Below are 18,885 nucleotides of genomic sequence, written 5' to 3'. Positions count from 1 at the left end.
CTTTTAATAAGCTTTAAGCAAAGTCTTAAGAAAGTTTAAAGAAACTCCCCGTTACACCAGCTTGAACCCGATGCCCCAAATCGTGCGGATATACTCCTCTTCCGTGATTGCGGCCATTTTGGCACGCAGATTGCTGATATGTACATTAATGGTGTTATCGTCCCCCAGGTAGGTGCCGCCCCAGATTTGCCGGTACAGCTCGCTTTTGGAGAAAATATGATCCGGCCTCGACATCAATACCGCCAGAAGCTCAAATTCGTATTTGGTTAAAGCCAGGACCTGCCCGTCCAGCATAACCTCCCGCCGCTGCTTGTCCATGACCAGCCCGCGAACCTTAAGTATCTCTCCGTCAGGACCTGCTGCAGGCGCATATTGCAGCCGGCGAAGCTGCGCGTACACTCTGGCCAGCACCTCCTCCTGGTCAAAGGGCTTGGTAATGTAGTCATCCGCTCCCAGACGCAGCAGACTTACCTTGTCCTCCAGCGTGCTTTTGGCCGAGATTACAATGATGGGTACGGTAGACTGTTCACGGATCTGCGCAATCAGCGATTCGCCGCTCATGCCCGGCAGCATCAGGTCCAGCAGGATCAGCTGGAAGTCTTCAAGCGACATTCGGAGGGAGGCCTCGCTCCCTGAGAATGCAGCCACAGCGTTCAGTCCTTCGCCTGTCAGCATCCGGCACAGCAGGCGGTTAATATCAGCATCATCTTCTACTACAAGTACGCTGAGCTTCGCATTGTTCACTTCAGCTTGCCTCCTTACGGATTACGATGAAGCAGGTGCTGTCCGGCAAAGGCACAGACTGCCCGTTATCGTCCATCATAACCACCCTGTTCTCCAGCGCCTCCGTATACCCCTCCTGCAGGTAGTGGCGGAACACCTCAATCTTCGCGCGGTCCCCCAGCGTCTGCTCAATGAACGCTCTGTACTGCGACGGAGTGAAGTAACCGAACTGCTCCTGCACTTCATGAATGTAGGCTTCCTCGCCCCAGGTGTAAGTATAGAGGAACTCCATGGCATCATTGACCGGCATACGCACCTCATCCGCGCCGAGCGGTTCATACTGAATACTCCGTCCGGCAAAATCCCCCGCGTACCGCTCCAGCCACGCCATCCCGTCCGCCTCCAGGAACCGCACCCGGCGCAGCTGATTCTCCGGCTCGCTCATAATCCCGTCGCGGATAATAATCGTCCCGCCGTCCGCCAGCACCCCGAAGGCGCTGGTCAGCGCTGCTGCCACCGTATCATGATTGAACTTCCGGCCGTCCAGCGGCACATAGGAATACAGCTCATGCAGAATCGATGAGAAAATCACCGTATCCACCGTCCCCGGCTCCACGTAATCCTTCAGGTTCAGCGCATCGCCCTGGAGCACCTCCCAGCGGCGTCCCTCCCGCTGCTTGCGCTGGCGCAGCGCTTCAATTACATTACTGGAGATATCGATACCGACCGGCACGGCCTCCGGCATCCGCTCCTCGATCAGGTCGAGCAGAACTCCGCCCCCGGGGCCGATGTCCAGCACCTTCCGCCCGGTGACGTAGTCCAGAATGACCGCCTTATAATCTGCCGTATCATTCATCTGGCTTAAGTAGGTGTCCTCATTATGGAAGCGGTCGAAGGCATCCCGCCGCAGACCGAACAGGTCGAACAGCAGCAGGACCGCCCGTTCATACAGCGCTGACTTCTCCGCCTCTATACAGAATTCGATCAGCTTCTCCGCCGCCGGGGAGAATTCGAACTGGAAGAACAGCGTATCCGGCAGATGCTCCTTCCTTAGCAGCCGGTGCGCCAGATGCGGATTGCCGCCGGAAGGCTTCGCTCCGCTATGGATCTCCTCCCAAGTGAGCTCCGATAGGTACTTCTCAATAATCCGCTTCTTGTACACGTTAATCTTCTTGCTGCCCTTATAATCATAATAAATGCTGTTCATGACCGCTTCGAAGCTGAGATGGCTTACCTCCTGCGGGCGGCTTGCGGCCACCAGGCTCATCACCTTCAGGAACTGCTCCAGCGAGAAGGTCTGCAGTGCCGATTCCACGTACCAGAAGGTAACGGGCTGGAGCAGCTCCAGGGCACCCGGGAGGAAGCCCTCCTGTACCAGACGTTCCCATTCCGCTCCGTAATCCTCGCCCCGTTCTATAGACCCGGCGCGCATTCTGCGCAGACGCTCCTTCATCGGCACCTCAAGCTCCAGCTTCCCGGAGGCGATAAGGGCAATCAGCTCCATCACCCGGGGACGGACCTCCTGCCACAGCTCCGGCGATACCGCCGAGATGATGCAGTGATTGAGTGCGAACAGCAGCCGCTCCAGCTCATCGGTAGTCAGCAGGCCGTGCTCCACCAGCCCGGATAAGGGAAGATTGACGGCGGGCGGCACCTCGCCGCGGATCTGCTGCCCGATCAGCCCGTGCGTTTCAATCAGTGTATGTACAACCTGCCTTTTCTCCGCAGAGCCTGCGGCCTCCTGCTTCATCCCGTCCGCATACCGGCGGTACAACTCTGCGGAGCCGATATTATGAACGAAGATATTAATACCCTCCGCCTGCCAGCCGCGGCGCTGCCGGACCGTACCGCCCTTGGCCGTCTCTGACCAGACCAGCGTCTCCTCTGCCAGCTCCTTAATCCAGTATGACAGCGGCAGGCTGTCCAGCACCCGCAGACTCCGCTCAACATAATCCAGCACAGGATTCTGCTGCGCAAGCGACTGCAGCGACTCTACCCGCTCCAGATTCACAACCGTCTGCTCTGCCTGCACAATGTACTCCAGCCACGGAACCTCTGTTCCGTTCAATTGTTCCCCGCCACGGAATGCTTCAATAGCCTGCAATGATTTCAGCATATGTATGCCTCCCTATGTATTAACAATCTATATACAATAGCCTGTATGCTTAGGGTTTGAATCAGAAGCTCAAGCCGAATTGAACAAACCGCAAGCTTCTGGGTAGAAGCCTGCGGCAGCGTAAGCTCTTTTTCTATTATATCATTTCACGCCTGCCATGAATTCTCTGTAATCCTTGGCAATCTCTTTGGACAGCGTATGGTGCAGATAGTGACCGCCTTCGAGCGGCACCAGCTTGCCGTACACCGAGTCCTTCACCTGCTCCTCATGCAGCTTCATCCAGCCCTCAACGTCGGTATTATTCGACTGTACGAAGAGCAGCAGCGGAAGCTCTTTGGGGAAGGTCAACGACTGGGCCGCTGTGAAATTCTCCTTGAAATGATCAATCTCATTCATGACAGTATCATTGTTTAAGTTCTTGGTGGCGATCATTTTCATCTGCTGCTTGGTGTGCTCGTCGAACGGAAGCCCGGCATACGGGTCGCCGCCTATCTTTTGGAGCAATCGCATGATACCTGATTTGTCGAGGAACTTCAGTGTTCCCACCGGTATTTTATCGTCCAAGCCTCCTTGGTTCGGCACACTGCTGTCGATGCCTACAAAAGCCGTCACTTCATCCTTATACTTGTTCACATAATCCAGACCGTAGATTCCGGCGATGGAATGCCCCATAAGCGTGTACCGCTTGATCCCAAGCTGCTGCAGCGCTTCATGAATCTCACTTACGATATTGTCCGAGGTCCGTTCCTTATCTGTCCGGTCACTTAAGCCGTAGCCGAACGGCTCCACCACGACTACCTTGTAGTCAGGAGACAGCTCGTCTACCAGCGGTTTGAAATCAAGTGCGGGCGCCCCGGTGCCATACCCCGTCAGCAACACTACAGTCTCCTCACCCGATCCCTGGATGAGTACATTCATCTTCTTGCCATCGACTGGCACAAGCTGCCCGTAGAGATCAATCTTCTTCAGCTCCGCTTTGCTGCTGATGATATTGACCACAAATACTACGGCAAAGAACAACACGATCACAATCAACAATGCCGCTATAGACTTAAGCAGGATTCTAAGTCCTTTTTTCATTATACAATCACCTGTCCTTATGAATGGGATGTACTGCCTTGATGAGGTGTTAAGGATAGTATATATAATGAAAATGTACTCTCCGTGACGGTAATATGAACGGAGGATGAATCGCTGCAATAATCTAATCTGCCGGTGTATTCAGCGGCAGCGTTACAATGAAGCTTGTGCCTGCGCCAAGCTCGCTCTCCACCCGGATATCCCCTTGATGCAGCAGGACGATCTGCTTCACGATGGCCAGCCCCATCCCGCTGCCGGTATACTTGTTGCTGTGGGAGCGGTCCGCCTTGAAGAAGCGCTCGAAGATCCGCTTCTGGTCCTCGGGAGCAATTCCGATGCCGGTATCGGATACACGAACGATTACACTTTTATTATCTTGCTTCGTATGGACACTGATTACTCCCCCATCCCCGGAGAACTTGATGCTGTTGCCCAGCAGGTTCGTCCATACCTGGTTTAATAGATCGTAATCCGCCGTAAGCGTGGCAGGCATCAGTTCCAGGTCAAAGGTGATGCCCCGCGCGGACCATTGCGGCTGCAGGGCAACGATCACGCGCCGGAGCTGTTCATCCAGGCTGAAGGTGGTGAACCGGAGCTGCTGGGACTGCGATTCCAGCAGACTCAGCTTCAGCAGGCTGTCGCTCATCTTGGACATCCGCTCAGCCTCCCCGATGATGATATCAAGATAGCGGTTACGCTCACTCTCCGGGATATTCATCTGCTTCAGCGCCAGGGCATAGCCGGAGATGGAGGTCAGCGGCGACTGCACCTCATGCGATACATTCGACACGAAGTCCCGGCGCATCTGCTCCAGCTGCTGCAGGTCATGCGTCATCTCCTCGAAGCTGCGGGCCAGCGTACCCAGCTCTCCCTGCTGCTTGATATTCAGCTTCACGTTGAAGTCCCCGGCTGCGATTCTGCGCGTCGCGTTGGTCAGCTTCTTGATCGGCCGGACCAGGAACATAGCCGCCACCAGAATGAACAGACTGCCGGATACCAGCGAATACACCGCGAAATTCAGCAGCCATTTCAGCACAAAGTCGGCAGACGGTGGACCGACAGGCTCTACGAACAATGCCTTTTTTCCCGTATCCGTAGTTAATTGCACTCCCAGGAGGCTGATGGAGATACCTGTCGGATTGACCTGAACGATCCCGCCTGCCAGCACCTGCTGCACCTGCGGTTCAGTCACGGTCTCCAGCTTCAGCCCTTCTGGCCCGCCATAAGACTGAACCCCGCCGTTCGCATCGTATATCCGCACATGGTAGGTCTCCAGCTGCTTCATGCTGCTTACGAACTTGTCAGCTTCAGCCAGCGGGAAGGTATCATAGATCAGTACGATATCTTGTGCGAAGCGGTGCAATTGAACCTGCAGATTCTCGTTCAATTCGTCTTTATATATCCAGACCGCCAGATTGAAGGAGATGACTGTCCCCCCGATCACGGAGACCAGGAAGGTCAGGACCACCCGGGTATAGAGGGATTTGATCATTCAGTAACCTCAAGCCGGTAGCCCAGCCCGCGCACGGTCTCAATCCGGAAATCCGCCGCCCCCGCGAACCGTTCCCGCAGGCGTTTGATATGCACATCTACCGTCCGGTCATCCCCGGCGTAATCGATCCCCCAGATCTGATCGATCAGCTGCTCGCGGGTATAGACCTGTCCCGGTGTTCCGGCCAGCTTGTACAGCAGCTCGAACTCCTTCAGCGGCAGGGACAGCGCTTCTGTCCCGTTCATTACCTTGTAGGTCTGCCGGTCCAGCGTCACCTCTCCGATACGGATCATATGCGACTTGCCGATCCCGGAACGCTTCAGCAAGGCTCTGACGCGGACCGTCAGCTCCAGCGGATCGAAGGGCTTGGTCAGGTAGTCATCGGTTCCCAGCTCGAAGCCCTTCACCTTCTCCCAGGTCTCCCCCTTGGCCGTCAGCATCAGCAGCGGCAGCTCCGGGTCCGCCCTGCGCAGCTCCTTGCATAGCGCCCAGCCGTCCATCACCGGCATCATAATATCCAGGATGACCAGATCCACCTGCGTTCTGGCATAGACCGCCAGCGCCTCCTGGCCGTCTGCCGCTTCAGCGGTGTCGAATCCGTCATTGCGCAAAAATAAGCAGACAAGCTCGCGGATATTCGCATCGTCGTCTGCAACAAGTATAGTAGGCATTGATTCCCTCTTTTCGTATGATCCGGCCTGGTGAACAGGTTCTATCCACAGTCTCACCCTGTTGCCTGGCCGGTATGCACCGGCATCGGCTTCGGTTCAGCTCAGGCCTAAGTGCCGAACCGCTGCCGGTAACCGCATTTGCGGCACAGCTCCTCGACGGCCTCCCGGCGGGAGAAGCCATAGAACAGATTGTTCGCCCGTTCCCCCTCGACAATCTCGGAGAACGGCTGCTCATGAATATTGCCGAGGTTGATCACCCCTTCGCCATCCAGACAGCACGGCACAACGGTGCCGTCTACCAGGACCGCAGCCTGGCTGCGCAGCGCATGGCAGAAGCCCTTGCCGTCATCCTCCGGCTCATGCAGCGCCGGCCATCTGAACTCATGGTCCTGGTTCAGATACACGCGCGGAGCGATCTTCACACCGCTGCCGGGAACGACCTTCTCCTCAATTCTGTAGTCGAGTCCGAAGGCCTCCTCCAGCAGAGCCAGCGTCTCGCGGTTGCGCTGCTTCTCCAGATTCGTCCGGTTATCCTCGGTCAGATTCCACAGCCGGAACGAGACAATCACGCCCTGGGCGGAGATCTCCCGGACGAACCTTATGATCTCGGCAAGATAGCCCTCGCGGTTCTCCGAGCCGGCATGGCCGTCGAAGCTGTGCAGCGAGAAGTTCATCTGCCGCAGCGCCGGCTTGCCGAGCAGCTTCGGCCCCGCCTTATGAATCAGCGTCCCGTTGGTCGTGATGTTGACCTTGAAGCCCTTGGCATGGGCGGCATCCAGCAGCTCGCCCAGCTTCGGATGCAAAAGCGGCTCGCCTTTGACATGCAGATAGATATGATTGCTATGCGGTTTGATCTCATCGAGGATCGTGTTGAACGTCTCCAGCTTCATGAAATTCTTCTGCCGCTCCGTGGGCGGACAGAAGCTGCAGGCCAGGTTGCAGACGCTTGTGATCTCGATGTATACCTTTTTGAACGTCTTCAAGTGCTGCTCCCCATTTCAATATTATAATGACGGCTAGAGATCCGAGGCATAGCGCAGGCCGATCTGGGCTCTCGCCTCTTCCATCACCTCAGCAACCGCCAATGAATTGGCATGGCTGTTGATCTCACTCTCCCTGCGCCCGCTCTTCAGCAGCTCAATGAACTCCTGTACCTCGTAATACATGGACTCGTACACCTGCGGGAGCGTAAGCTCCTCGACGGTTCCGTCGCGGTAGTGGATTTTGACCTGGTAGGGCTGATTAATCTTGTCGATGACCATCGTCCCGTTCTCTCCCTGAATCTCGGCCGGCAGGTAGGACTCGGCAATCTTGGAATGCATGATCACAGCCTCCATATCCGGGTAGCGCATCACGATGCTGCCTTCGCCGTCCACGCCTGAAGCCAGCATCAGGCCTACAGCCTTCACCATCTCCGGCTTACCGAACAAGGTAACCATCGGGTACAGACAGTAGATGCCCAGATCCATCAGCGAACCGTTGGAGTACTCCGGATTGAAGGCGTTCAGCACCGTCCCTTGACGATAGGCATCGTATCTGGATGAATATTGACAGTAACCCGCGAAATAACGCCGTACCTGGCCCAGCTTATACAGATTATCCCGGATCACGCCGAAATTCGGCATGAAGGTAGACTTCATCGCTTCCATGAACAGCACATCATTGCTGCGCGCTGCTTCAATCATCGCCTTCAGCTCCCGGCTGTTGGAGGCCGCCGGCTTCTCGCAGATGACATGCTTGCCGTGATTCATACAGATGATGGCCTGCTCCGCGTGCATGGAGTTCGGGCTGGCGATATATACCGCATCCACCTCCGTACTGGATACCATCTGCTCCAGGTCCGTGTAGATGGAAGCTCCGGCATATTTGGCGGCAAAAGCCTGCCCCTTCTCCTCTGTGCGGGAATACACCGCGGTCAGCAGAAATTCCTCGTTCTCCAGTCCCGCCTGAATGAAGCGGTCCGTAATCCAGTTAGTTCCGACGACCCCGAAACGAATTGTCATGAATGATCCCGTCCTTTTTACAATATACGAATTTATAGGTTTCACATGATAACTTTGACTTGATGCAGTTCAGCATATCTGTTATTTTCTCACTCCGTGGTAGGTATGTCCACTTTTCCGCCGTATTTTCCGACAAATTCCGCTAGATTTCGCTTGTGAAAAAAAGCACCTGAGTGCAAACCCTCTTCGCCCGCCGTCGGCGGTCTATGAGGGCATTAGTCCGTCCCAGCGAGTCGTCCAACTCTAACCCGGTCATGCCTCCCCACAGGGCGTCATCTGACTCCAATCGGACCATGCACACTCCCACCGGGTCGCCCCGCTCCAACCGGGACATGATGGCCACCAGCGAGTCTCCCCACTCCAACCGGCCATTCCCCCTCCCCCAGCGGCGCCTGCAATTGTACTTCGTACAATAGAATCCGGTAGAAAGCTCCTTTTAAGCCATTCTGTTGTATTTTGTACACTAGAATTTGGAGTTTAGGCATGTATCAAGCCATCCCACAACCATTCTGCTGCATGAAATACAACAGAATCAATTTTAGAGGTGTTTTGGGGACTTTCTACTGTACAAAGTGCAATTGCCCACCAGGTGGAAGCAGATTAGGTTAAGTGGAAGGGAGCAATAGCTAGTGGGCGGAGAGCAATCAGCAGGCGCAATGGAGTGGACAGTGGGCAGTGGGCAGTGGGCAGTGGGCAACGGGCAGTGGTCAGAGCGAACGCTTTCGGGGATACCTGCAATCTGTGCAACTTAAAACAGCAAACAGGATGAATTTCCACTTCCAACTGTAGTTTGTACAACTAAATCTGCCCGGAGGGTGAGATCCCGGGTACATCTGGGATTTTAGTTGCATCAATTACATGTAAACGGATATTCGGCGGTGTATCCGACAATTCAGATGTACAGATTGCATTTAAGTATCCACCTCGCACCTTTAATAGGACACAGCAACCCCCACAGTAAGCCATTGGTTACGTCCATCTCACAAATTCACATATGATTGCTACTAACGGACAGTGCGCGTACGATCCAGTGCCACGCCGAACAGCCCCCGCTCATCCCGGCGGGGGCTGTCTCAATGAGCGGGCCCAACTGCACCCGCAACCTATTTTACCCGTAAAATGCCACAAGCTGGCGCACGATCTCCGCCTTATCATGATCGACTACGACCTGATGCTGCGGCTGCTCGAACAGCGCCGAGATCTGAGCGGGGAACTCCTGCTTGATGCCGGTCAATTCAATCGCCTCATCGAACTTGGCCGGATGCGCAGTAGCGTAAGCAATGCTAACCTCGTCAGGCGCGCTGAACTTCTCGCAGGCCGCAACACCGCAGGCGGAATGCGGGTCGAGCAGATAACCGGATTCCTGCTTATACTGGCTGATGATCTCCAGGCACTGTGCGTTCTTCACACCCAATGCGGAGAAATCCTTCTGTACTTGGGCAAGCAGCTCCCCGTCCACTGTGAAGGAGCCCTCACTCTGCAAGGCCGCCATATAGGCGGACACCTTCTCCGCATCCTCGCCCACCAGATAATACAGATACCGCTCGAAGTTGCTCGCCACCTGAATATCCATCGAAGGGCTGTAGGTGCCGATGAAGCTGCCCGGCTTGTATTCGCCCGTTAAGACAAAGCGCTCCAGAATATTGTTCTCATTGGTGGCAATAATGAGCTTGTGAATCGGCAGCCCCATCTGCTGCGCCAGGTAGCCTGAGAAAATATTACCGAAGTTGCCCGAAGGCACACTGATATTCACCTTCTTCTGATCGCTGCCCGGAAGCTGCAGATAAGCATAGAAGTAATAGACCGTCTGAGCCAGAATGCGCACGAAGTTAATCGAGTTCACCGCCCGCAGATGGTACTGTCCCTTGAAGTCGAGATCGGCGAATAACTCCTTGATAATCTTCTGGCAATCGTCGAAGTTGCCCTCTACCGACAGGTTCAGCACATTGCTGTCCTCTACGGTGGTCATCTGCAGCTCCTGCACCTTGCTGACCTTGCCGTGCGGATGAAGGATACAGATTTTGATGCCTTCCTTGCCGCGTACGCCCTGAATCGCAGCCGCTCCGGTATCGCCGGAGGTAGCGCCGAGAATATGGATAATCTCGCCCCGCACCTTGGCAATATAGGAGTACAGCTCACCCATGAATTGCAGTGCCACATCCTTGAAGGCAAAGGTCGGTCCATGGAACAGCTCCAGCACATACAGAGAATCCTTCACCTTGCGCAGCGGCGTCACCTCCGGAGCACGGAAGTTGCCATAGCTGGTGTAGACCATTTTGCGCAGATCCTCATAGGGAATCTCATCATTGATATAATAGGAGAAAATCTCCAGGAACAGCTCCTGATAGCTCAGGCTTCTCCATTCCTCCAGCTTCTCCGGGGAAATCACCGGAATCTCAGCCGGCACCATCAGTCCGCCGTCATCGGCCAGCCCCATCAGTACCGTGTCAATAAACCCTCTGGCCGCTACCTTGCCTCTTGTGCTTATATACTCCATACCCGTCTCATCCTCCTGAACCCCTCTTTATTTACTCTACATAGTACCACGTTTACGCGTTAAAGTCCGCTGATTCTGTGAACTTAGGGGAGCTGTGTGCTACATGTTACGTGCTATTTGTTCTGGAGCTCTTTCCAGACTGTTTTGTTGCTGTACTTCTTCTCTGTGCTGACATCCAGGCCGAACCATTCCGGGGCCGTGAAGCGCTCCGCTTCCTCCAGCGAATCGAATTCAACCTCCAGCACCGTCAGCTCCAGTTGGGTGTAGAGATCAATCTCTACCGTTGTACCGTTCCATACGCCTGTAATGCGGGTTTTGACCAGCGGGATCGCCTTCACAGCCTCAATCATCTGGTTATACAAGCCTGCGGAAATGGAATATTCAATCTCCTGGCGGCTAATGCCCTTGCCATCCTTGAAGGTGTGAGTGTACGTAACCTCGCCGGTGTCCAGATCGGTGATCTTCCGCACCCGCAGCTCCTGTCCGTCTTCAATTGCAAGATACGTCTGGTCAATACTGTGACGGGTCAGCACCTTCAGCTGTCCTTCTTCAATCAGCCGCTCCGGGTATTCCGGCAGCAGGAACTTGCGTTCGATCTCCATCGCCATGCTGTTTCTCTCCTCTGTGTGCGAGCTTTGTGCGAGCGTTGATGTTACATATTATTTATCATCATAGGGGCGGGTCCTGTGCAAGTCAACCGGAAGTGCGGGATATCCGGGCTTCAGCCGGACACATGCATATTCCTGGCACCCCAGGCCACAATATCTTCGATTAACGGGACCAGTTCCTTCCCGGCCGGGGTCAGAGAGTATTCAACCCGCGGCGGCACCTCATGATACTGCTCGCGATGGATAATCCCGTAATCGATAAGATCCTTGAGACAATTCGTCAGCGTGGTTCCGGTGATGCCGCTTAATTTTCTTTTTAATTCGTTGTACCGGACCGGTTCTCCCCCGCTCAGCAAAGCCAGTATAGGCAAATTCCACTTCCCGCTGATGACATGAAAAGCAAACGTCGCGGGACACATCTGCGTTAAGTCTACTTCATATTTCATATGGCTGTTCCTCCGATAGTATATTTTATATACCAGGTATTAAAAACAATAGTACTTGTTAATCCGATCCCAGATATTATAATCATACTACAAGTGGAAGCGGCTCTGCCGTCCTTTTAAAGGAGGACGGTACCGTTTCAGCGCGAAAAGAAAGTGAGGTAAACAGCCTATGAATACAAATCCTATGCTCTGTGATCTGAAGACGGGGGTATGCGGTCCGGGCGGGGAAGATACTGTCCAAATGGTGGACTTCAACCCGCGGCCACAGCCCCAAATTACTCTCTATTATGCTACAGACCCGATCTGTTCACACTGCTGGGCGTTGGAGCCTGTGCTGAACCGGTTCATTCACCAATACGGCCAATATTTCAAAATAGAGCTGCTGATGGGCGGATTGCTGGCGGGCTGGAGCGGATTCGCGGACAAGGCGAACGGCATCTCGCAGCCTGCCGATGTGGCCGGACACTGGAGAGAGGTCGGGGAGCATTCCCGGATGCCCATTGACGGCAGTCTATGGCTAAACGACCCGGTTATGTCCTCTTATCCGCCGTCCCGGGTATTCAAAGTCATTCAGAGCAGACATCCCGGACAAGAGCATGCCTTCCTCCGGCGGGCAAGAGAGGCGGTCTTCGTCTTCAACCGCAATATCGGGACAGATGAGGTCCTCACAGAGATTGTGAACAGTCTCGGTCTGCCCGGGGAGGAGATTGTTCAGGCCTCCGGCCTGGAAGCGGCACAGGACCTGCTGGAGGCGGATTTCCAGAAGGCAGCCCAGCTTGGTGTGCGAGGCTTCCCTACCCTGATCATGGTCAACGAAGAGAATAAGGGTGTCAAAATCGTCGGCGCCCGCTCCCTGCAACACTACGCAGATGCCCTGCAGCAGCTCATCCCTGAGCCGCTGGTTCCAGCGGCTATCCCGCCGATGCCGGAGCTATTGTCCGAAGGACAGCTTCTCTTCTCCAGAGAAATCGAGGCCATGTATGATATCGCTCAAGAGGACGTGGAATCCTTCACCGCCGCAGCGCTTAATGAGTATTCCTACCGCACCCGGCATATTCTGGGTGAGATGTTCATCGAACCGGCCTGAAGACGGCCGGTTATTCAAAAACAGCGGTCCCCCGTCATCGGAGGACCGCTGTTTGTTTGAATGTGCCGAATCCTGCTGCCCATGCGGACTGAGAATCCGCTATGCATCTTAGATAGCCGGTTTTGCGATGTCATGCGGACACACTGGCCCTTATTCATCCGATTTCGGGTCGAAATTGCCCTCGATCAGGACAATAAGGTCTTCTGAGTCCGCAAGAATAGAAATCAGGTTAGTTTATGAGCAAATAAGGTCATGTCAGTCCGCAAGCGGGCTGTGGGTAAGGGGGCCACGGCTCCAGAGGTGAATCCACGCTACGGCAGGATCACAGTTGCGGCGGAATCACAGTTACGGGCAAGTCCACGGTGGCGGAAGAGCCTGCATCTGCGTGAGAGTTCGTGATTAGATATAATCCGCCATCGAGCGGATTACAAGCCCTGTCGGCGCTGCAGGGGTAAAGTCTGCCCCTCCGCCGCTGCCGCCGCCCCGAAGCGAGAACTCAACCGTCTTCGGCTCGCCCGGCAGCAGATCGAAGTAATTATCGGAGAAGATGCCCTCTTCTTCCACGGTCAGGTGCACGCCCCGCGCCAGCACATCGCTGCTCAGCGTGAAGCTTGCGCCTCCGCTGCCCGGCACCTCGGTCACCGTAATGACCGCTTTGCTCAGCGGGATATCCTTCGCCGGCACGAAGTAATGCTCCTTGCGCTCCAGCACCTGTCTTGTCCCCGTCCCCAGCACCTGCCCTGCCTCCGGCCCCTGCTCCTGCCCGCTCTCCAGCAGCGAAGCCACCAGCAGCACACTGGCCGGCTCGCGGCCCTCCAGCAGCTCAGCCGCCGGCAGCGTGAAGATCACGGCGGAGGAGTCGGCAGCCAGGATGACCGGCTGTGACCATTCCCGCACCAATGCGCCGCTGATGTCATGCAGCCGCAGCACCAGCTCGCCACTCAATGCCTCCCGCCGGTCAGACACCCCGTAGACCCTGACCGACTCTCCGTCCGTACTGTCTACAGACAGAATTACCTCCTGGAAGCTGCGGCGCACGGCATACTGCAGCGCCTTCCAGCGCCCGTAATAATCCATCCCGGCCCAGGAAGCAACCGGCCAGCAGTCATTCATCTGCCAGTACAGCGTGCCCATGCAATAAGGCTTGCTCCGGCGGTGGCTCTCAATGGCCATACGGATGCCCTCGGCCTGAAGCACATGGCTCATGTACAGGAAGCCGCGGAAGTCCTTCGGCTGCGGCAGGTACATATCCATGTACTCCTTGATCAGCCGATTGCCCTGTCCGTTCTTCTGATGGGCCAGCATGACCTTGGATTCCAGCGCCAGATCCGCTTCCTCCGCATAGCTGAGCACCGACTTCAGCTCCGGGAAGGACTGGAAGCCGTATTCGCTCATGAAGCGGCCGACCTTGAGGTTATAGTTCTCGAACGGCTCCTTGCCGTGCCAGACCCCCCAGTAGTGGATATCCCCGTCGCCCATAATCCGCGTAGCGTGCTGGTCTTGACCGCCAGTAAGCTCACGCAGCGGTGAGGACGGCCAGTAATTGATACCGGGATGATTCGCAGCTACGGCTTCCGGCAGAATCCGGTGGAAGATCTCTTCGTAAGCACGCCAGAGAGTCCCCCGGATCTCAGCATTCATTTTCTCCTTCCAGCCCCAGCCCATGTATTCCTCATACTCCGACCAGGCTGAGTCAATCTCATTGTTCCCGCACCAGAGCGCAATGCAGGGGTGATTACGCAAACGCCGCACATTATATTCCGCTTCCGCACGGACATTACTCAGGAACGCCTCATCCCCCGGATACATGCTGCAGGCGAACATGAAGTCCTGCCAGACCAGCAGTCCATACTCGTCACACAGCCGGTAGAACTCCTCCTCTTCATAGAAACCGCCGCCCCACACCCGCAGCATATTCATATTGGATGCCACGGCCGTGGCAATCTCATGGCGGTAACGCTCCTCCGTCACCTCTGTGATGAAGCTGTCATTCGGGATATGATTAGCCCCCTTGGCGAAGACCGGCACCCCGTTCAGCTCAAAATAAAACGAAGTCCCCTGCGCATCCGGCTTCCGCACCAGCTTAATCTCCCTAAGCCCCGTCGTGGCCTCCGATACGCTTACAATCTCCGCTCCCTGCAGCAGCTCTGCACGGAAGGTGTACAGCTCCGGTGACCCGAGTCCGTTACACCACCACAGGCGCGGCTGGTCGATAACCAGCTCCAGCTCAAGCGTCTGGCTGCCCGTAACCAGTGACACCGCCTTCATCCATTCCTGGCCTCTGGCACTTACCCGCAGCATGCCGCTCCAGGCCTGCGGAGCCTCTACCTCCACCAAGGCAGTCAGCCGGGCTTCCTGCCCGTTCACCGTATTCTGGCGGATGTACAGCTCCTTAATCTCCGCAGCGTCCCGGCCTGTCAGCATAGCTTCGCGCCAGATCCCGCTCGTCAGGAATCTCGGGCCCCAATCCCAGCCGTAGTGGTAGGGTGCTTTGCGTGCGAATACACTGATCCGCTGCTCCTGGAGCCCGCCAAGCTCGGACTGGTCATTGGGTGCCGGCAAGGCATAACCAAGCGCTTCCAGCTTCGGCAGATCTTCACTGACCACCGAGCGGAATACGATGCGGATCTCATTCTGGCCCGCCTGCAGCAGCCCCTTCACGTTCACCGTCCAGGCGCGGAACATATTATCTGCGGCCAGGACATGCACCTGGTTCACATAGACGTCGGCATAGGTATCCAGCCCGGCGAAGGTCAGCTCCGTAACCGCCAGCGCCTGCCACGTCTCCTCCAGATGAATGACCGTTCTGTACTCCCAGTTTTTTTTGTCAATCCATTGCAGGTCATGCTCATTCGTGCCATAGAAAGGCCGGTCTATCCGTCCGTTCCTCAGCAGATCCGTATGCACCGTTCCCGGCACGTTAGCCGGCAGCCACGCTTCTTCTCCGCAGGCTCTGAATACCCAATCCGTCAAGCTCATTTGTATTTGCTTCATAGCACCCTCCCAAGTGTTGTTATACGCTTTCAAATGCTTCTCTCATTATATTTTGTTATCTAATTGTTATCAATAAATTATTGTTAGCGCAAAAAAATATAAAAAAACACCTGCCCGTCAACCGGATAGGTGTTCCTCTCCCAGCGTCTACCGCTCATGCTCCTTAATCACCTGCTCAATGCCGAGCAGGATCACCTTCAGGCCAAACTCAAAGGCTACGTCCGTCCCCATCAGACTGAACAGACCGGTTGTGTACATTCTCCGGAACAGACTTACATCCTCCTCGTTCATCGAATTCATGACCCGCACCATATCCTCGCCCGGCGGCAGCTTCCGCTCCTGCAGCATTATAGCTATATTACGCTCATGCTGGTAATCATCCAGCACGAAGAAGTAGACATAATTCACAAGTGTGGTCACCACCTGCATCTTCTCCGCCTGATCCAGCGGTGTGGACTCTACGCAGAGCAGCATACGGTTGGTGAACTTGATAATGTCCGGCTCGTGGGGCAGCGTCATCATCATAAGCTGCGTCGAGCACGGATAGCGGCTGAGCACGCTTCTTACAGTTACTGCAAGCTCCGCGAGCTGTTCCTTCCAATCCCCTTCGTGATGGAATTCCTCCAGAATGACTCTGGAGACGTGATTGGCCAGCCGCTGGTAGAGATCCTGTTTGCTTTTGAAATACCAGTACAGAGAAGGCGCCTGAATCTGTAACCGGTCCGCCAGGCGGCGCAAGCTGAACTTCTCCAGGCCCTCCTCGCCAAGAAGCGCCCAGGAGGCTTCGAGAATCCGTTCCTCCGAGATTTGAGGCTGCTTTTTCATACCCGTATCCCCCCTTTATCTAACAGTGTAAGATTTTGCTTTACAGACGTTTAACTTGATGATATCATCTAACACTGTAAGGTTCAATCTAACGGTGTTAGATTAACCAAAATCAAAGAAAGAAGTGATACACAATGGACGCAGAGAACCTCCACTATTTTGAGAAAGCCCCCATTGGCAAAGCTGTTGCCCACTTCGCCGTACCTATGATGCTGGGCACTTCCATGAGCGTGATCTATTCGATTCTAAATGCCTATTTCCTGGGCACGCTTCACAATACAGCGATGCTGACTGCACTAGCCTTAACCTTGCCGTTATTCGCGGTCATTATGGCACTGGGCAATCTGATCGGGATCGGCAGCGGCACGTTCATCTCCCGGCTGCTCGGGGAGACCAAGTATGAGGAGGTTAAGCATGTCTCCGCATTCGCTTTTTACAGCAGTGTGATGCTTGGGCTTCTCGTTATTGCTGCGGGCCTGCCGCTGCTCTCCCAAATCGTTCACGGGCTGGGTGCCACACCGGATTCCTATGGCTTCACGAAGGATTATGTCATGGTTATGCTGATCGGCTCACCGTTGGTCGTCCTGTTCTTCACTCTGGAGAATATCGTCCGCTCTGAAGGGTCCGCGATGACCTCCATGGTCGGTATGATCCTAAGCGTTGTAGTTAACATTCTGCTGGATGCGCTGGTTATCTTCGTGTTCCACTGGGGTGTCATCGGCGTGGCCACGGCTACGGTGGTCTCCAACATCGTCGCGAGCGGCTACTTTGCCTTCCATATCAAGTACAAAAGCAAATTCCTGACCTTCTCTCCCCGCTGGTTCAAGATGACTAAGACTATTTCTTCCAATGTCTTCAAAATCGGGGTTCCCGTCTTTATCATGAGCGTCTTCCTGGGGGCCATGTCTCTGGTCCTGAACCATTTCCTGGTCGAATACGGCGATCCGGCTGTAGCGGCCTACGGCATATCCTCCCGCCTGCTGCAGTTCCCTGAGTTCATTCTGATGGGCCTGTGTGAGGGTGTCGTACCGCTGATTGCCTTCTCCTATACGGCGAACCGTCTGCGCATGAAGCAGACCGTCTCTTTCACGGTAAAATCCATCGCCGTCCTGGCCGCCATCTTCGGCATCGCTGTCTACCTGATCTCCGACCACCTGATCGGCCTCTTCACCAATGATCCGCAATTGATTGAGATGGGCAGCTACATTCTGCATGTCACCTTCCTGTCCCTGTTCATTACCGGGCTGACCACCTTGTTCACGGGGATCTTCCAGGCCACCGGTCAAGGAACGCCCGCTCTGGTGATGTCCATTATCCAAGGGGTCACGCTGATCCCCGTGCTGTTTATCGCCAACAAGACGCACGGCTTCCACGGTGTGGTCTGGTCGCTGGTCATTGCCGATGCCGCCGCCTTCCTGGTCGGCGCCGCCATGCTCTACGCCCTGCGGAACAAGCTGCAGCCGGAACTGGAGAGCCTGGTGCATTGATTGTCTAAAGAATACAGCAAGCCGCAGGATCCCTTCCTGCGGCTTCATTATGTTAATATGGTGGTTATAACGAATCCCACATCTGCTGAAGGAGTCTGATCCGCTTGCATTCATCATCCCATTCCCCGCAGGACATCGAAGTCTACGAGACAACTGAGCTATACGGCGAGAGCGGACGGTTCCGGCTGCTGCAATTCTCGGGAGAGGCCGTGCAAGGCGTACTCGACCTGAACCAGCCGCGCCGGGTGGTCTTCGAGTATCTGCGGGCGATGATTCATCTGATGGAGGCGGGCAATCCGTACTTCGAGGATGTGTTCCTGATCGGGCACGGTATTGGTACGCTTGCCGGGTATTATTCCGACAAGCGCTTCAGAGTGGCCGAGATCAACCCGAGGGTGATTGAACTCAGCAGAACCCGATTCGGCTACACCGGAGACAATCTCCTGACCGGGGACGGCCGGAGCCTGCTCGAAGCGGAGCCGGACCGCAGCTATGATTACGTACTGCTTGACGCCTTCACCGCTGCCGGAACGCCGCCGCAGTTCACTACCCTTGAATTCTTCGGGCTGACCCGGGCCAAGCTGCATCCGCACGGGACGCTGATAATGAACCTGATGGGCCGCAGCGGCCAAGACCGGCTGATCAGCGCGATCCACACCACGCTCGGCGAGATCTATCCGTACACCCGCACCTTCGCCTTACCGGGTGAAGGCACCGCCGATCTGCGCAATATTGTCATGGCCGCCAGCGCCCGGCCGATTCCCTGCCAGTCCCGCCACATGGCCGGGTTCAGCGAGATTATACCGGGGCTCGGTCATGTCATCCGGGACCGGTAGTGCGGCAGGCATCCGGCAGT

Annotated in this window: 15 protein-coding genes; 3 read left to right on the top strand and 12 right to left on the bottom strand. The window is 55.4% G+C overall.

Going from position 1 to position 18,885, the window contains the following annotated elements; translation table 11 throughout:
* Positions 1-51 precede the first annotated feature (51 nt).
* The 10 genes from K1558_RS33060 to K1558_RS15920 all read right to left on the bottom strand — a co-directional run bounded on the left by K1558_RS33060 (position 52) and on the right by K1558_RS15920 (position 11,636).
* Positions 52-744, bottom strand: coding sequence for a response regulator transcription factor (locus K1558_RS33060; RefSeq protein ID WP_238652608.1), 693 nt, complete (start codon positions 742-744; stop codon positions 52-54).
* Position 745: 1 nt separating this feature from the next.
* The gene (locus K1558_RS15960) at positions 746-2,839 is read right to left on the bottom strand and encodes a class I SAM-dependent methyltransferase (protein WP_238652605.1); all 2,094 of its coding nucleotides are present in this window, start codon (positions 2,837-2,839) and stop codon (positions 746-748) included.
* Between the two features lie 141 nt (positions 2,840-2,980).
* Positions 2,981-3,919 carry an alpha/beta hydrolase gene (locus tag K1558_RS15955; protein WP_238652604.1) on the bottom strand — a complete coding sequence of 313 codons (939 nt, stop codon included), beginning with the start codon at positions 3,917-3,919 and terminating at the stop codon, positions 2,981-2,983.
* A 124-nt stretch (positions 3,920-4,043) separates the two neighbouring features.
* Positions 4,044-5,411: a sensor histidine kinase gene (locus tag K1558_RS15950; protein ID WP_238652603.1), complete on the bottom strand. Its 1,368-nt coding sequence runs from the start codon at positions 5,409-5,411 to the stop codon at positions 4,044-4,046.
* Positions 5,408-6,082, bottom strand: coding sequence for a response regulator transcription factor (locus tag K1558_RS15945; protein WP_238652602.1), 675 nt, complete (start codon positions 6,080-6,082; stop codon positions 5,408-5,410). Before K1558_RS15945 ends, K1558_RS15950 begins: the two co-directional genes overlap by 4 nt.
* Positions 6,083-6,189: 107 nt before the next feature.
* Positions 6,190-7,065 (bottom strand): radical SAM/SPASM domain-containing protein, encoded by an 876-nt coding sequence (locus tag K1558_RS15940; RefSeq protein ID WP_238652601.1) that lies wholly within the window; start codon positions 7,063-7,065, stop codon positions 6,190-6,192.
* Between the two features lie 33 nt (positions 7,066-7,098).
* The gene (locus K1558_RS15935; protein WP_238652600.1) at positions 7,099-8,085 is read right to left on the bottom strand and encodes a Gfo/Idh/MocA family protein; all 987 of its coding nucleotides are present in this window, start codon (positions 8,083-8,085) and stop codon (positions 7,099-7,101) included.
* Positions 8,086-9,193: 1,108 nt separating this feature from the next.
* Positions 9,194-10,582, bottom strand: a complete 1,389-nt coding sequence (gene thrC / locus K1558_RS15930; protein WP_238652599.1) for a threonine synthase — start codon at positions 10,580-10,582, stop codon at positions 9,194-9,196.
* A gap of 113 nt (positions 10,583-10,695) precedes the next feature.
* Positions 10,696-11,190: a CYTH domain-containing protein gene (locus K1558_RS15925; RefSeq protein ID WP_238652598.1), complete on the bottom strand. Its 495-nt coding sequence runs from the start codon at positions 11,188-11,190 to the stop codon at positions 10,696-10,698.
* Positions 11,191-11,303: 113 nt separating this feature from the next.
* Positions 11,304-11,636 carry a winged helix-turn-helix transcriptional regulator gene (locus K1558_RS15920; protein ID WP_238652597.1) on the bottom strand — a complete coding sequence of 111 codons (333 nt, stop codon included), beginning with the start codon at positions 11,634-11,636 and terminating at the stop codon, positions 11,304-11,306.
* Between the two features lie 169 nt (positions 11,637-11,805).
* Between K1558_RS15920 and K1558_RS15915 the strand changes: the two genes are divergently transcribed.
* The gene (locus K1558_RS15915) at positions 11,806-12,723 is read left to right on the top strand and encodes a DsbA family protein (protein ID WP_238652596.1); all 918 of its coding nucleotides are present in this window, start codon (positions 11,806-11,808) and stop codon (positions 12,721-12,723) included.
* A 399-nt stretch (positions 12,724-13,122) separates the two neighbouring features.
* Here the strand turns inward: K1558_RS15915 and K1558_RS15910 are convergent, their stop codons facing one another.
* Complete coding sequence (locus K1558_RS15910) at positions 13,123-15,717, bottom strand: beta-mannosidase (RefSeq protein WP_238652595.1); 2,595 nt, start codon at positions 15,715-15,717, stop codon at positions 13,123-13,125.
* 147 nt (positions 15,718-15,864) lie between these two features.
* On the bottom strand, positions 15,865-16,542 hold the full coding sequence (locus tag K1558_RS15905; protein WP_238652594.1) for a TetR/AcrR family transcriptional regulator: 678 nt from the start codon (positions 16,540-16,542) through the stop codon (positions 15,865-15,867).
* Between the two features lie 134 nt (positions 16,543-16,676).
* Between K1558_RS15905 and K1558_RS15900 the strand changes: the two genes are divergently transcribed.
* Complete coding sequence (locus K1558_RS15900) at positions 16,677-18,029, top strand: MATE family efflux transporter (protein ID WP_238652593.1); 1,353 nt, start codon at positions 16,677-16,679, stop codon at positions 18,027-18,029.
* Positions 18,030-18,133: 104 nt separating this feature from the next.
* Positions 18,134-18,865 (top strand): spermidine synthase, encoded by a 732-nt coding sequence (locus K1558_RS15895; protein WP_238652592.1) that lies wholly within the window; start codon positions 18,134-18,136, stop codon positions 18,863-18,865.
* The last annotated feature ends 20 nt before the right edge of the window (positions 18,866-18,885 follow it).

Origin of the sequence: Paenibacillus piscarius (assembly GCF_022234545.1) — a bacterium.
Classification (GTDB): domain Bacteria; phylum Bacillota; class Bacilli; order Paenibacillales; family Paenibacillaceae; genus Paenibacillus_AQ; species Paenibacillus_AQ piscarius.
Note: the sequence above shows the minus strand (reverse complement) of the source record. Positions and strands in the feature narration are given on the sequence as shown.